The 14,248-nt window shown below is 63.9% G+C and carries 12 protein-coding genes; 7 read left to right on the top strand and 5 right to left on the bottom strand.

All coding sequences use genetic code 11. The features are described 5' to 3' along the window. The first annotated feature begins 52 nt into the window (after positions 1-52). From DOM57_RS13625 to DOM57_RS13615, 3 genes are read left to right on the top strand one after another with little or no spacing between them, the layout of a single operon-like run. Positions 53-667, top strand: a complete 615-nt coding sequence (locus DOM57_RS13625; protein ID WP_110649750.1) for a deoxynucleoside kinase — start codon at positions 53-55, stop codon at positions 665-667. 51 nt (positions 668-718) lie between these two features. Beyond that, a complete protein-coding gene (stpA, locus tag DOM57_RS13620; protein ID WP_239496227.1) occupies positions 719-2,059 on the top strand; it encodes a glucosylglycerol 3-phosphatase in 1,341 nt (446 codons plus the stop codon). A gap of 45 nt (positions 2,060-2,104) precedes the next feature. Next, on the top strand, positions 2,105-3,553 hold the full coding sequence (locus DOM57_RS13615) for an NAD-dependent succinate-semialdehyde dehydrogenase (RefSeq protein ID WP_110649748.1): 1,449 nt from the start codon (positions 2,105-2,107) through the stop codon (positions 3,551-3,553). A gap of 6 nt (positions 3,554-3,559) precedes the next feature. Here DOM57_RS13615 and pgm read toward each other — a convergent pair whose 3' ends face one another. Beyond that, a complete protein-coding gene (pgm, locus tag DOM57_RS13610; protein ID WP_110649747.1) occupies positions 3,560-5,224 on the bottom strand; it encodes a phosphoglucomutase (alpha-D-glucose-1,6-bisphosphate-dependent) in 1,665 nt (554 codons plus the stop codon). Between the two features lie 426 nt (positions 5,225-5,650). Between pgm and DOM57_RS13605 the strand changes: the two genes are divergently transcribed. From DOM57_RS13605 to DOM57_RS13595, 3 genes are all read left to right on the top strand, one after another. Continuing rightward, complete coding sequence (locus tag DOM57_RS13605) at positions 5,651-7,258, top strand: ABC transporter substrate-binding protein (protein WP_110649746.1); 1,608 nt, start codon at positions 5,651-5,653, stop codon at positions 7,256-7,258. A gap of 64 nt (positions 7,259-7,322) precedes the next feature. Continuing rightward, positions 7,323-8,426 (top strand): NAD(P)/FAD-dependent oxidoreductase, encoded by a 1,104-nt coding sequence (locus tag DOM57_RS13600; protein WP_110649745.1) that lies wholly within the window; start codon positions 7,323-7,325, stop codon positions 8,424-8,426. A gap of 122 nt (positions 8,427-8,548) precedes the next feature. Next, positions 8,549-9,628, top strand: coding sequence for an alpha-hydroxy acid oxidase (locus DOM57_RS13595; RefSeq protein ID WP_110649744.1), 1,080 nt, complete (start codon positions 8,549-8,551; stop codon positions 9,626-9,628). 92 nt (positions 9,629-9,720) lie between these two features. Here DOM57_RS13595 and DOM57_RS13590 read toward each other — a convergent pair whose 3' ends face one another. From DOM57_RS13590 to DOM57_RS13580, 3 genes are all read right to left on the bottom strand, one after another. Continuing rightward, positions 9,721-10,062, bottom strand: a complete 342-nt coding sequence (locus DOM57_RS13590; RefSeq protein ID WP_110649743.1) for an antibiotic biosynthesis monooxygenase family protein — start codon at positions 10,060-10,062, stop codon at positions 9,721-9,723. Positions 10,063-10,183: 121 nt separating this feature from the next. Beyond that, the gene (locus DOM57_RS13585; protein ID WP_110649742.1) at positions 10,184-11,143 is read right to left on the bottom strand and encodes a GlxA family transcriptional regulator; all 960 of its coding nucleotides are present in this window, start codon (positions 11,141-11,143) and stop codon (positions 10,184-10,186) included. After that, a complete protein-coding gene (locus DOM57_RS13580) occupies positions 11,143-11,706 on the bottom strand; it encodes an isochorismatase family protein (protein WP_110649741.1) in 564 nt (187 codons plus the stop codon). The genes DOM57_RS13585 and DOM57_RS13580 overlap by 1 nt, the downstream gene beginning before the upstream one ends. A gap of 307 nt (positions 11,707-12,013) precedes the next feature. On the opposite strand from DOM57_RS13580, the gene DOM57_RS13575 reads away from it, so the two are divergent. Continuing rightward, positions 12,014-13,015: a LacI family DNA-binding transcriptional regulator gene (locus tag DOM57_RS13575; RefSeq protein ID WP_162619541.1), complete on the top strand. Its 1,002-nt coding sequence runs from the start codon at positions 12,014-12,016 to the stop codon at positions 13,013-13,015. 17 nt (positions 13,016-13,032) lie between these two features. Here the strand turns inward: DOM57_RS13575 and DOM57_RS13570 are convergent, their stop codons facing one another. Continuing rightward, on the bottom strand, positions 13,033-14,220 hold the full coding sequence (locus DOM57_RS13570) for a mandelate racemase/muconate lactonizing enzyme family protein (protein ID WP_110649739.1): 1,188 nt from the start codon (positions 14,218-14,220) through the stop codon (positions 13,033-13,035). Positions 14,221-14,248: the final 28 nt, after the last annotated feature.

Genomic DNA, 14,248 nt, shown 5'->3' with positions numbered 1-14,248 from the left:
CCCGCCGGCCGCCTGGACTATGCTGAAGGCTCACCACGGAAGGCGCAGGGACATGCACATCGCGATCGAGGGCCCTATCGGTGCAGGCAAGACCACGCTTGCCCGCCAGCTGGCGGCGTATCTTCGCCAGCAGACACGAGAGACGGTGCGCCTGAGCCTGGAAAATTATCAGCGCAACGCCTTTCTGGCCGATTTCTATGCCGATCCCGAACGCTGGGCGCTGCCGGCTCAGCTCGATTTCCTGGTGTCGCGCCATCGTCAGCTCGAGGCGCTGACGCCCGCGGCAGGGACAATAACGGTCGCCGACCACACCCTGCTCAAGGATCGCATCTTCGCCGAACTGGTGCTGAAGGGGCGCGAGCTCGCGCTCTACCGCGAGATCGCCGACGCGATGCCGGCCGGCGGTTCCCAGCCAACGCTGATCGTCTATCTCGACGCCGACACGCCGACGCTATTGACGCGCATCGCCGAGCGTGGACGCGACTTCGAGGCGGCGATCACCGCCGAATACTTGAGCGACCTTCACCGGCTGTATCGAGACCACCTCGCCACGTTGCACGTGCCGGTGCTGGCGGTCGAGGCCAGCCGCGTCGAGCCCGGTTCGCCGGCGCAACTGACCGCGCTCTGGCAGCATATTTGCCGGGCACACCAGCGCGCACCCGACTGACGCCTGCCCGGCCGGGCTATGCTCGGCGGTGCGGCTCGATATACTGTCGCCATGAACGATCCAAAAGTCGCCATGATCAATGAACAAGCGTTTTCCCTGGACCACGCGGGGCTGATCGCGGAGCTGGCCGCGATCGACAACCTGCTGATCATTCAGGATCTCGACGGGGTGTGCATGGGGCTGGTCGGCGATCCGCTGACGCGCCGCCTCGAGCGTCGCTATCTCGATGCCGCGCGAGACCTGGATGGTCATTTCTATGTACTGACCAACGGCGAGCACATCGGCTCGCGTGGCGTCAACGGCATCGTCGAATCGCTGTTCGACACCACCGATCGCGCTGGCGAACAGGGCCGCTATCTACCCGGGCTCGGCGCCGGCGGCGTGCAGTGGCAGGATCGTTTCGGCAACGTTTCCCACCCCGGCGTCAGCCAGGCCGAGCTCGATTTCCTGCGCGATTTCCCGGCCCGGGCCGAGGCTTTCCTCGACGACCTGCTGTCCAGGCCACCCTACTGCGTGGATTCGGAAGCGAAGCGCGACCTGATCGCCAGCGCCGTGCTCGACAACCTGGCCTCGCCGACGCTCAATCTCAACGTCTTCTACCGCCATTGGCGGGACGCTCCCGCTCGCTATCGAGCGCTGCAGATCGCCGTTGCCGATTTCATGCGCGATCGCCTGGAAGCCGCCAGCCAGGCCGGCCTCGACGACGCCTTTTTCATCCACTATGCCCCCAATGCTGGCCGGGATGCGCAAGGCAACGAGCGCCTGCGGGAGAGCGACGGCGACGACAACGCCGGCACGAAGACAGCAGGCACGACGGACTTCCAACTGATGCTGCGTGGCGCCGTCAAGGAAGTCGGCGTGCTGGTGATCCTGAACCGTTACTATCACCGCCATACCGGCCACTACCCGCTGGGCGAAGCCTTCAACGCCCGCGAGGCGCCACGCGATCACGCCGCGCTGTTGCAGCTCGCGCGCGAGCATTTCGACCCCGCCTTGATGCCGACGATCGTCGGCGTCGGCGATACGGTGACCTCGTTCACCCACGAAGCCGACGGCCGGGTGGAGCGTCTGCGCGGCGGCAGCGATCGCGGCTTTCTGACTCTGGTCCAGCAGCTAGGGGATGCGTTCGACAGCGGCAACCGGGTGCTCTACGTCGACAGCAGCGGCGGCGAGGTACGCCGCGCCGGGGTAGATGCCGAACGGCTCGCGCGCCACGCCGAGGACCCGAACGTCGATGCCTGGCCGGGTCTGGAAGGCATTACCGATGCCGACGATCCGCTGCGCCTGGACGTGATCTTCCCCGGCGGCCACATCCAGTACATCGATTTCTTCTGCGCGCTGGCCGAACGTCGGGCAAGGCACGGCTCCGCAACCGGCGCCGAACGGTTATGATGGCTGAACGGCGACATACAACACATCAATAAGGAACCTCGAAGAATGCCACTCGAAACACAATCCTACTCCGACGTAAAACTCTACATCGATGGCGAATGGCGCGAAGGCAGCGACGGTCGCCAGATCGATGTGGTCAATCCGGCTACCGGCGAGGTGATCGGCCGGGTTGCACACGCCACCACCGCCGATCTCGACGCGGCCCTGGCCGCCACCGAACGTGGCTTCCAGGTCTGGCGCGCCACTTCCGCGTTCGAGCGCTACAAGATCATGCGCAAGGCGGCCGAACTGCTGCGCGAACGCGCCGATGGCATCGCACGGCTGATGACCCAGGAACAGGGCAAGCCGCTGGCCGAGGCACGCGGTGAAACCCTGGCCGCCGCCGATACCATCGACTGGCTGGCAGAGGAGGGTCGGCGTACCTACGGGCGCATCGTGCCGGCGCGGGCAGCCGGCGTCGAGCAGCGTGTCGTGCGTCAGCCGGTCGGCCCGGTCGCGGCCTTCACGCCGTGGAACTTCCCGATCAACCAGGTGGTGCGCAAGCTCTCCTCGGCGCTCGCCACCGGCTGTTCGATCATCGTCAAGGCGCCGGAAGAGACGCCCGCCTCTCCGGCCGAGCTGATTCGCGCCTTCGCCGATGCCGGCGTACCAGCCGGCGTCATCGGTCTGGTCTACGGCGTACCGGCGGAAATCTCCAGCTACCTGATTCCTCATCCGACGATCCGCAAGGTCACCTTCACCGGTTCCACCCCGGTCGGCAAGCAACTGGCCGCCATGGCCGGCGAGCACATGAAGCTCGCCACCATGGAACTGGGCGGCCACGCGCCGGCACTGGTCTTCGACGATGCCGATGTCGAGCAGGCCGCGCGGCTGCTCGCCGGTTCGAAATTCCGCAACGCCGGCCAGGTCTGCGTCTCGCCGACCCGCTTCCTGATCCAACGCGGCGTGTTCGAAACCTTCCTGGAGCGCTTCGTCGCCCTGGCCCGCGAGGTCAAGGTCGGCAACGGACTCGACCCCGACGTGACCATGGGGCCGCTGGCCAACGAGCGCCGTCGTCCGGCACTGGAAGCGTTGATCGAAGATGCCCGCAGCCAGGGCGCGACCGTTCAACTCGGCGGCAAGGGCAGCGACGGCCCCGGTTACTTCTTCGAACCGACCGTGCTGACCGGATTGACGCCGCAGATGCGCGCGATGAACGAAGAACCGTTCGGCCCGCTGGCGCTGCTGGTACCGTTCGACGACCTGGAAGAGGCACTGGCCGAGGCCAACCGTCTACCGTTCGGCCTGGCCGCCTACGCCTTCACCGCCTCGTCGAAAACCGCCCAGGCGCTCAGCGACCGGCTGGAAGCGGGCATGCTGACCATCAACCACCTGGGTATCGCGCTGCCCGAACTGCCGTTCGGCGGCATCAAGGATTCCGGCTACGGCTCCGAAGGCGGCAGCGAAGCGCTGGAAGCCTACCTCACCACCAAGCTGGTCACCCATATGGGGTAAATAAACCTACCCCGCCAGTACCTCGTCGACCAGCGCCTTGGCTTCCTGCTGGATGCGCTTCAAGTGCTCCTCACCCTCGAAGCTTTCGGCGTAGATCTTGTAGACATCCTCGGTGCCGGAGGGGCGCGCGGCGAACCAGCCGGCATCGGTGACCACCTTCAAGCCACCGATCGCCGCCCCGTTGCCGGGGGCTTCGGTCAGCTTGCGGGTGATCGGATGGCCGGCCAGCGTGTCGGCGGTGACCTGCTCGGGCGAGAGCTTGCCGAGCCTGGCCTTCTGCTCGCGATTGGCCGGCGCGTCGACGCGCTGGTAGACCGGCGCGCCGAAGCGCTCGGTCAGCGCCTGATAGCACTCGCCCGGGTCCTTGCCGGTCACGGCGGTGATCTCGGCGGCGAGCAGGCCGAGGATGATGCCGTCCTTGTCGGTCGACCAGGGCTTGCCGTCGAGCGTCAGGAACGACGCGCCGGCGGACTCCTCGCCGCCGAAACCGAGGCTGCCTTCGATCAGCCCATCGACGAACCACTTGAAGCCCACCGGCACCTCGATCACCTTGCGGCCCAATCCTTCGGCGACGTAATCGATCATCGACGACGACACCAGGGTCTTGCCGATGGCCGCCTTGTCGCCCCAGTTCGGGCGGTGAGTGAAGAGATACTCGATGGCCACGGCCAGATAGTGATTGGGATTCAGAAGCCCCGTGGAACGGGCGACGATGCCGTGACGATCATGATCGGTATCGCAGGCGAAGGAGACGTCGAAGCGGTCCTTGTTCTCGATCAGCCCGGCCATGGCGTGGGGCGACGAGCAATCCATGCGGATCTTGCCGTCCCAGTCGACGCGCATGAAGCGGAAGGTCGGATCGACCGTGGTCGAGAGCACCTCCAGCGGCAGATCGTACTTCTCGGCGATCCGGGGCCAGTAGTGCACGCCGGCGCCGCCGAGCGGATCGACACCGAACTTGAGGCCGGAATCGCGAATCGCGGCCATGTCGATCACCCGGTCGAGGCCGCCGACATAGCTGTCGATGAAGTCGAAGCGCTGGGTCGTCGGCGCTTCGATCGCCCTGGCGTAATCGATACGCTTGACCTGCTTGAGACCGTCGGCCAGATGCGCGTTGGCGCGCTCCTGGATCCACTTGGTCACCCCGGTATCGGCCGGGCCGCCATTGGTGGGGTTGTACTTGAAGCCGCCATCCACCGGCGGATTGTGCGACGGCGTGATGACGATGCCATCGGCCAGACCGCTGGACCGGCCCCGGTTGTAGACCAGGATCGCGTTGGAGATTGCCGGCGTCGGCGTATAACCCACCTCGCCGCTGGTCTCCTCGCAACCGGCATCGATCCGCGTCTCGACGCCGTTGGCCGCCAGCACTTCCAGCGCCGAGACGAAGGCCGGCTCCGACAGCGCGTGAGTATCCATACCGATGAACAACGGCCCATCGACGCCCTGCGCCTGACGGTACTCGCAGATCGCCTGGGTGGTGGCGAGAATGTGCCACTCGTTGAAGCTGGTCTTCAACGACGAACCGCGATGTCCGGAAGTGCCGAAGGCGACCTGCTGGCCGGGATCGCTGGGATCCGGATGCTCGCTGTAATAGCGCGAAACCAGGCGCGGCAGGTTGGCGAGGCTGTGTTCGTCGGGCAAGCGTCCTGCTTGGGGGTCGATGCTCATCGTCGGTTCCTTTCGATGGTTCTGTGGGCGATGATCCTGTGGAAAAGCCAGAGTTCTTATAGCAGACCATTATCTCTGCCCGACAAGCAAGATTGAGCCACGCCATCCTGGTTTGCGGATTCTCTCCTTTATTGGCAGGTGGTGGGCACGGCGTCGCCATCGACCGACGCTCGCGGCTCCGCAGCATGGCGGGGCAACCGCCTCCGTTGCCAATAGGCATGAAAGGCTTCGAGTTGGCGAATATTCGCCGGGGCATTACAGATGAGTTGCGATAATAGTTTACGGAGCAACGATTATTTGGCATTCATAGTAGCGAAAAGGCTAATAAAACATGGCGTTCCCGTACCAGGAATGGCTCCCGCCCGACGCTGTTCTGGAATTCCGGGGGCCGAGTGCGGTTCTCGTTACATTCGATAGGGAGTTCGCATGATTACAAGAAAAACCCTCGTTCTCGCGGCACTCTTCTCGGTTGCCCCGATAGCCCACGCCGACATGCTTTCGGTCTGCATCGAGGGCTCGCCCGACACCTTCAACCCGGAACTGACATCGAGCGGTACCACGGCCTACGTGCTGGGGCAGATCTACGACGGCCTCGTCTCGGTCAAGAAGGGGTCGTCCGACATCGAGCCGGCGCTGGCGGAAAGCTGGGACATCTCGGAGGACGGGCTGACCTACACCTTTCACCTTCGTCATGGCGTGAAGTGGCAGTCGAATGCCGATTTCAGTCCGACGCGGGATTTCAACGCCGATGATGTCATGTTCACCTTCCAGCGAATGATGGATCCCGGTCATCCCTACGCCAAGGTGAGCGGCGGCATCTACATCACTTTCGATACCAAACTGGCCGATGCCCTGGCCAGCGTCGAAAAGATCGATGACTACACCGTTGCCTTCAAGCTAAAGGAACCCCTGGCGCCGTTCATCGGTATCCTGGCCCACGGCTCGCTGGCGATGACCTCGGCCGAATATGCCGATGCGATGATGAAGGCCGGCACCCCCGAGGCATTCGACCGCGACCCCATCGGTACCGGCCCGTTCGAGCTGCAAGCCTATCAGCAGGACTCGATGGTCCGGCTACTGCCCTTCGCCCAGACCTGGGGCGCCGAGCAAGGTATCGCCGACCGCACGCCGATGGTCGACACCGTGGTGCTGGCCATTACCCCCGATGCATCGACACGCCTGCAACGCGCCCTGGCCGGTGAATGCCAGGTGGCGCTCTATCCCAACCTCGCCGATCGCGAGACCATCGAGGAGGCACCGGGCATCGACGCGGTGGCGACGCCCGTGGCCTCGTCGGGATTCATTACCTTCAACTTCCGCGAGAAGCCGTTCCAGGACAAGCGAGTACGCCGGGCGCTGGCCGAGGCGATCGAGATCGAGCCCCTGGTGCAGTCGGTCTACAACGGCATGGGCCACGTGACGGGCGCGGTGATCCCGCCGGCACTCTGGGGATCGGCGACGGACATCGGGCCCTACCCCTACGACCCGGAACATGCCAGGGAACTCCTCACCGAAGCCGGCTATCCCGACGGCTTCGAGACCCAGATCTGGGCCATTCCCGTCGCGCGCCCTTACATGCCGAGTGGGCGCCGCGCCGCGGAAATGATTCAGGCCGACTGGGCCAAGATCGGTGTCGAGGCCGAGATCGTGACCTACGAATGGGCCGAATATCTCGATCGCGCACGGGCAGGAGAGGCCCCGGTCGGCATGTTCGGCGGCATTTACGACTTCCCCGATCCCAGCCAGATTCCCAACAACTATTTCACCTGCAACGCCGAGGGACAGCCCAGTCCTTCCAACATTGGGGCCTGGTGCGACGACCAGTTCATAGAAACGATGAACCGGGCCGGCCGGATTACCGATCAGCAGGAACGCGCGACGCTTTACCACCAGGCGCAGGAGCGGCTGCACGAAGAGGTACCGGCGGTCATTCTCGGCGGCGCGGACGCCATCACTGCCGTCTCGCAACAAGTCAAGGGTTACGTCCCGGCGATCTTTGGCTCGACGCGGTTATCCGGCGTGACGGTCGAATGATCATCGGTTCCGAACCTCGACTGGCGCTCGCTACCAGGCGCCCATGAACCAGAATGGAAGCACAATGAAATTCTTGATCATCGGCGCCGGCATGTTCGGCGCGAGTACCGCCTACGACGTTGCCTGTCGCGGCCACCAGGTCGAAATCGTCGACGAGGTCCATCCGGGCAAGGCGACACTGGCCGGAGCGGGCATCGTCTGCCCATGGGCGACACGGTTGACCGACCCCGACTGGTACGCCATGTATGCCGCCGGCGCCCGCTATTACGGCGAATTGATTGCGGGTCTCGAGGCGCGGGGCGAGACCGATCTCGGCTATCGCCGGGTCGGTGCGCTGGTGGTGTCCGAGAATCCCGCCGAGTTCGCCGCCGCGGGTGAACGAATCGCTGCGCGGACCGCCGACGCGCCCGAAGCGGGCGAGATACGCCGGCTCGGCAGCACCGAGGCGCGAGCGCTTTTCCCGCCCCTGCGCGAGGGGCTGGAGGCCATTCACATCGCGGGCGGCGCCCGGGTCGATGCCCGCCGGCTGTCGGCGGCCATGGTCAGGGCCGCCGTGACGATGGGGGCGCGCTATCGCAACGACTACATAACCCTGTCGACCCATGGCGGCCGGGCGCGTGCGCTGGACAGTACCGGGCGCGAGATCGCGGCCGACGAAATCGTCGTCTGCGCTGGCGCCTGGGCGGCGCAGATTCTGCGTCCCCTGGGATTGATGCATCCGGTCAAGCCACAGAAGGGACAGATTGTCCACCTGCGACTTGCGGGCACGGCAACCGCCAACTGGCCGGTACTGTTGCCGATGAACAGCTACTACATGCTGGCCTTCGACGACAGCCGCATCGTCGTCGGCGCCACCCGCGAGGACGATTCCGGCTTCGACTACCGCGTAACCGCCGAAGGCCAGTTCGAGGTGCTGGGCGCGGGACTCGATATCGCACCGGGACTTGCCGATGCCGAATTGATCGAGACCCGCATCGGCTTCCGCCCCGCCGCTTCCAGCGTCCGGCCGATCATCGGCCGAGTCCCCGGATTCGACAACCTTGCGCTCGGCAACGGCCTTGGCGCAGGCGGCATTTCGATCGGCCCCTTCGCTGGCCGGCTTCTCGCCCAGTCCCTAGTCGGCGAGAAGCCGGAACTGCCCATCGAAGCCTATGCTCCCGGTGCCTGATCCCCATTTCCGTTTCCGCAACGTCGCCATGCATGGCGCCGTTTGCCGTAACCGTATACATCGCCGTGCTGGCCGGTCATACCGGCTGGAGGCGCCCGCCGCGTACAGAGAGGACTGAGCCGATGACACGTGTCGACGACCGCTATGCCACCGCGGAGAGATTCACCACCCTGCGCGGCATCGAGCGCGAGGCGCGCCGCCAGTTGTCCGAGGTGGCGTGGAACTATTTACACTGCGGCACCGGCGACGAGGTGACGCTGCGCGACAATACCGCCGCCTTCGACCGACTGCGCTTCTCCACGCCGCTGTTCGCCGGGATCACGAATCCCGAGACAGCGACCCGAGTACTGGGCCATGAGCTATCCTTCCCCGCCTATGTCGCCCCCTTCGGCGGCGGCGAGGCATTGTTCCATCCCGAAGGGCACCTGGCCGTGGCCCGGGCGGCCGCGGCCGAGGGCATCCGGCAAATGGTGCCGGTGGCCGCCGCCCATTCGCTGGAGACGGTCGCTGCCGCCTCACCGGCGCCGGCCATCTTCCAGGTGACTTTCGTCGGCGAGGAAGAGGCGGTACTGCAACTGATCGGCCGGGCTCGGGATGCGGGCTACACCCATATCTGCGTCACCTACTCGCCGATCCGCCAGTGGCGCGAACGGATGACCGAGGACCGTTTCACCGTCCGCGGTGAAACCGGACCTGCCAACTTCGGTCCCGGCCTATCGGACCCGGCGGCACTGGCCGAGCAGCTGGATTTCACCCGTCCCCGCTGGAACTGGGAACAGGCCGCGCGGGTCATGGCCGCCTCGCCGCTGCCCTGCATCGTCAAGGGCGTCACCTCGGCCCGGGACGCCGAGGCCGCGCTCCGGGCTGGCGCGGCAGGGTTGTATGTCTCGAACTACGGCGGCCGCAGCATCGACCGGATGCCCGCCGCGATCGAGACGCTAGCCGAGGTTCGGCGTGCCGCCGGCAACGATGTCCCCATCGTCTTCGACAGCGGTATCCGCCGTGGCAGCGACATTGCCATGGCGTTGGCCCTGGGCGCGGATGCGGTGGCACTGGGCCGAACCGTGGCGCTGGGGCTGGCCGCCGATGGCGAAGCGGGAGTACGAGCCGTGCTCAGGATCCTGCGCCAAGAATTCTGGACCACTCTCGGCCACCTCGGTTGCTCCCGCGTTTCGGAGCTGGGACCACACGTCTTGTGTTGATTTGACCGCCATACCACATCGGAATGCGCCGAAAATGGTCTTCGGCCATCAGCCAGACGCGCCCGTCAATTGGACTACTGAACTATCCAGTGTCAGCGCCGGGCCAGCGTCTCGTCATCCAGACCGTAATCGCGCTCGACCCGGGCAATACGGGTCCGATAGGCCGAATACCAGCGCTCGCGCCCCAGCCGCTGCGCCTGCTGGTGTTCGATATCCTGCTTCCAGGCCCGGATGGCCTCGAGATCGGTCCAGTAGGAGATGGTGATGCCAAGCGCTTCGCGGGCCGACTCGACGCCCAGGAAGCCGGGCTGACGCTCGGCCAGCGCAAGCATGCGCGTTGCCATGGCGGCGTAGCCTTCGTTGTCGCCGCTCAGCAGCGAGGTGAAGATGACCGAGTAGTATGGGGGCTTCGGCGTCTTGGCCAGGACGGACATTGCTATTCTCCATGGCGGGTGTGAAAAATAATCGACGTGAAAAACGCCCGGTGCCGTGTCGTCATCGACGCCATTCGACACGATACGCCTGGTCTGCGCCAGGCGGCTGGAAAGGGCATTTTCAGCGCTGCGTCAAGCGCCGCCATGCCGAGGGAGTGCCTGATTCGAAGCGCTGCCAGACGCGCCTGAGTTGCCGCTCCTCGCCAAACCCCGACGCTTCGGCAATTCGCGCCAGGCTCCAGTCAGTCTCGTGCATGAGCTGGCGCGCCAGTTGCAGACGCAGCCGCGCCAGATAATCGTTCAGCGACATGCCGGTCAACTCGGTGAAGCGTCGTCGCAGGTGGCGCTCGCTCATCGCGGCCTGATTCGCCATCTCCTTTAGCGCCCAGGGTCGATCCAACCGGGTCGCTAGCGCATCCTGCAAACGATGAATACGCGCATCGACATGGTTGCGCCCTTCCAGCCAAGCGCCGATCTGCGGCTCTTGGCCACTGCGTCGCCAATAGAGCACCAGTTCGCGTGCTACCTGCAGAGCCATGCGATGCCCCTGGGTGCGGGTCAGCCAATGCAACATGGTATCGATACCAGTGGAAATACCAGCGCTGGTAAGGTAATTGCCATCCTCGGTGAAAATGCAATCACCGCGCACCTTGGCGTTGGGAGCCAGCTTCCGCAACTCATCGAGCAATGAATGGTGAGTGGTACAACGCCGGCCATCGAGCAGGCCGGCGCGCGCCAGCAACAAGGCGCCGGAACACACCGCCATCAACGTTCGGCAGCTTGCGGCTTGCTCGCGCAGCCAGATCACGGCGGTCTGCCGCGTCGCCGAATCAAGGCATTGGCGATATTGACCCGGCACGAGCAATAAATCGAGCGATATGGGCTCATGAGGCAACGGTTCGATACCGGAGAGCTGCAAGGGCCCCATCCATGCCAAGCTCCGTGTCGGTCCGAAATAACGCACTTGCAAGGCCGCGCCCTGCTGCACGGCGCTCTGCAATACCTGTAATGGCCCGGCCAGATCCAGGGGCACTTGCCCCGGCAGCATCAACACGCCAATCACTAGAGAAGGTTCGGGCATCAAGCCGTTTCCGTTGCCAGCCACTCACGCTGTAAGGTTGCAATATCAACGATACGCGCAAAGCGCCCTTCCAGCACCAGTTCGGTGCAAGCATGAATCTCCTCGGCGCTCCATTGACGACCAGCTCGGGTCATGGGAAAGGTCAGCGTCGCCTCACTGACAAAATCGATTTCGAAGCCTAGATCCGAACCGATTCGAGCGGTGGTTTCACAGCACTGCTCGGTACGGATACCGCTGATGGCCAGGCGTTTGATGCCGGCAAGCCGTAACCAGCGTTCCAACCCGGTATCGGTGAAGGCATTGTGCGCACGCTTGTGAAAAGTCACTGCGACATCATCCTCGAACCCCATCAATGGACGTACCAAACCAGAGTCGGGATCGAAGGGCGTCATGCTGCCCGGCTCCTCGTGCAGGATACGGATCACCGGCAGGCCGGCCTCGTGGGCCAGATCGAGCAGCCGGCGCTGGCGCGGACGCCAAACCTCGGCCAATGCCTCGTCCCAGTAATTCTTGGCCGTAAACGAAGCCTGAACATCAATCAACAGTAGGGCCATATCGGACATTGCGAGATACTCCAGTTTCAATGTGGAGACTCATGCTAGCGTCCGCCAAATGTGGCAACGAGGACGAGGCATACGCAAAAGCGGACGATTTCGGCCAAACCTCTCAGCTTGATGCCATCTGGAACGCTTGGATGCTGGAAACGCTACATGCGCGCCCCTAACTCTTCGTGATCGTAGCCAATCAACAATGCCTTTGACCCATTCCAGCGGCCACCGCACTATAAAAACGGCCAGCATGGCAGATCATCAGGAAACGGGACGAGGTCGAAGAATATTGAAAAAGGAACGAGCACCCACGATTCGTGATGTGGCAAAAGCGGCCGGCGTGGGCATGGGAACGGTCTCACGGGTCATCAACGACAGCGGTTACGTCGGCGAAGAAACCCGCGAAAGGGTTCTCAAGGCCATCGAATCGCTCTCCTTCAAGCCCAGCTTCATCGCCAGCGGCATGCGCTCGAACCGATTACGCAGCATCGGTGTCATCGTCAGCGATATCACCAATCCGATGTTCGCTGCCATCGTCCAGAAGGCCCAGCAGTTGCTTCTGGATAACGACTATCAGCTCTTTCTCGGTGTCACCAACGACGATCCGGGACTGGAAGCACAGCTCTTCCAAACGCTGGCCCACCAAGGTGCCAGCGGGATCATGGCGACACTGAACGACGATGCCTCGCCCCGGACGGCAGAACTCATCGAGACGATGGAAGTGCCGGTGGTGCTTCTCAACCGCGCGCTGGTACATGGGAATGCCACGGTGGTCGCCAGCGATCAACGGCCCGGCTGCCAACAGGCCGTCGATCATCTCGTCGAGATGGGCCATCGCCGCATTGGGCTACTGATCACGGATCGAACGACGCTACCCGGGCGGGAGCGCCGCAAGTCGATCGAGGCCGCCATGGCCGGGCATGGGCTGGCGCTGGCATCCGAACGGGTTGCCACCGTGCGCCACGATGTGGCTAGCGGTTATGACGCCATGGCGAAGCTGATGGCACTCGACGCACCGCCTACCGCGATCGTCGTCGGCAGCAACCGCGCCCTGATCGGCGCCTTGGATTATCTACGCAAGCGCCGCCTGCGCTATCCCGAGGACGTTTCCATCATCGGCTTCGACGAGACCGATGTGACTCGCCTGCTGTCACCGGCGATCTCCATCGTCAATCGCGATTTCGAGGCGCTTACGACGGAAGCCGTCGATCTCCTGCTCCATCGCATCAATCATCCGGCATCCAAGGCCGAAAGCGTCCTCTTGCCCACCTGGCTGGAAAAGCGCGAGTCGGTCAAGAGGCTGGCTGACGAAGCCGGCGCCTGAGCCAGCCTCGCGATGGTTTACTGATCCACGACGGAACCATCCACATGCAGCCGGGTATTCACTTCCCGCCGCCGATAGGGGAATCGCTCGGTCACGTCATCGACCAGCGCGATACCCAGCCCCGGCCGCTCGGGCGCGGCAATGAAGCCGTTTTCCGCCCTGGGCACCCAGGTCACCATGTCGCTCTGCTTGAACGAGCCCTGGCCGACGGAGTCGCTGCTGGTGTAGCGCTCGGTCGCCGAGACGGTATCGTGGTCGGGCAATTCCATGACGGCGAAATTGTCCACGGCGACCGACAGGTGCAGGCAGGCCGTGGTGCTGACGGGACTCAGCGGATTGTGCGGGACGATCTGCACGCCATGAGACTCGGCGATGGCGGCGATCTTGCGCGTCCCCGTGATGCCGCCGCACAAACAGACGCTGGTTCTGGCATAGGTCATGGCATTGCGCGACATCAGCATCTGGAATTCCTGGATCGTATGGATCCGTTCCCCCGTGGCAATGGGAACCGTGGTCTTGCCGGCCACCAGCCCCATCGCATCGAAGTTGTCGGGGGGAATGGGATCTTCCAGGAAGAATGGGCGCCAAGGCTCCACCGCTTGCGCAAAGGCGATCGCTTCGCCGGGTTTCATGCGGCGATGCAACTCCAGGCAAAGATCGACCTCGTCGCCCACGGCTTCGCGCAGCATTCTCACCCGGTCGGCGGCTTCGTTGATCATCTGCGCGTAAGGCATGAAGTAGGGCTTGCTCCGGGGCTCGTCCAGGAAAGGCGATAAATGCCCCACCGCACTATAACCCTGCGCCTTGGCCTGGACGCATTCATCGATCAGTTCCTCGATCGTCTCGCCGCTGACGTGGTAATAGGCGCGGACCTTGTGACGGGATGGCCCGCCCAGCAGCGTATGGATCGGCGCATCGAACCACTGCCCGGCGATATCCCACAGGGCGATGTCGATCGCGCTGATGGCGCCCATGATCGCCGCCCCCCGGAAGTGGAACGAGCGGTAGAGATATTGCCAATGGTGCTCGATATGCAGCGGATCCTTGCCGATCAGATATTGCTTGAAGGTCTCCATGGCCTGTGCGGATGCGTCGAGAAATCCCCAGGCTCCCGATTCCCCAATCCCTGTCAGTCCTTCATCCGTCGTGATCCGGACATACAAGAAGCGATTGACCGGCAATATTTCGACATCGGTGATTTTCATGAAAAATTCTCTATGAATTCCGGAATTG

Origin of the sequence: Salinicola peritrichatus (assembly GCF_003206715.1) — a bacterium.
Classification (GTDB): domain Bacteria; phylum Pseudomonadota; class Gammaproteobacteria; order Pseudomonadales; family Halomonadaceae; genus Salinicola; species Salinicola peritrichatus.
The sequence above is the reverse complement of the archived record's forward strand: the minus strand, read 5'-3'. Positions and strand labels throughout refer to the sequence as shown.

Coding starts and splice junctions, on each gene's coding strand:
- DOM57_RS13625 (WP_110649750.1), top strand. CDS start 53: ATGCACATCGCGATCGAGGGCCCTATCGGTGCAGGCAAGACCACGCTT.
- stpA (WP_239496227.1), top strand. CDS start 719: ATGAACGATCCAAAAGTCGCCATGATCAATGAACAAGCGTTTTCCCTG.
- DOM57_RS13615 (WP_110649748.1), top strand. CDS start 2,105: ATGCCACTCGAAACACAATCCTACTCCGACGTAAAACTCTACATCGAT.
- pgm (WP_110649747.1), bottom strand. CDS start 5,224: ATGAGCATCGACCCCCAAGCAGGACGCTTGCCCGACGAACACAGCCTC.
- DOM57_RS13605 (WP_110649746.1), top strand. CDS start 5,651: ATGATTACAAGAAAAACCCTCGTTCTCGCGGCACTCTTCTCGGTTGCC.
- DOM57_RS13600 (WP_110649745.1), top strand. CDS start 7,323: ATGAAATTCTTGATCATCGGCGCCGGCATGTTCGGCGCGAGTACCGCC.
- DOM57_RS13595 (WP_110649744.1), top strand. CDS start 8,549: ATGACACGTGTCGACGACCGCTATGCCACCGCGGAGAGATTCACCACC.
- DOM57_RS13590 (WP_110649743.1), bottom strand. CDS start 10,062: ATGTCCGTCCTGGCCAAGACGCCGAAGCCCCCATACTACTCGGTCATC.
- DOM57_RS13585 (WP_110649742.1), bottom strand. CDS start 11,143: ATGCCCGAACCTTCTCTAGTGATTGGCGTGTTGATGCTGCCGGGGCAA.
- DOM57_RS13580 (WP_110649741.1), bottom strand. CDS start 11,706: ATGTCCGATATGGCCCTACTGTTGATTGATGTTCAGGCTTCGTTTACG.
- DOM57_RS13570 (WP_110649739.1), bottom strand. CDS start 14,220: ATGAAAATCACCGATGTCGAAATATTGCCGGTCAATCGCTTCTTGTAT.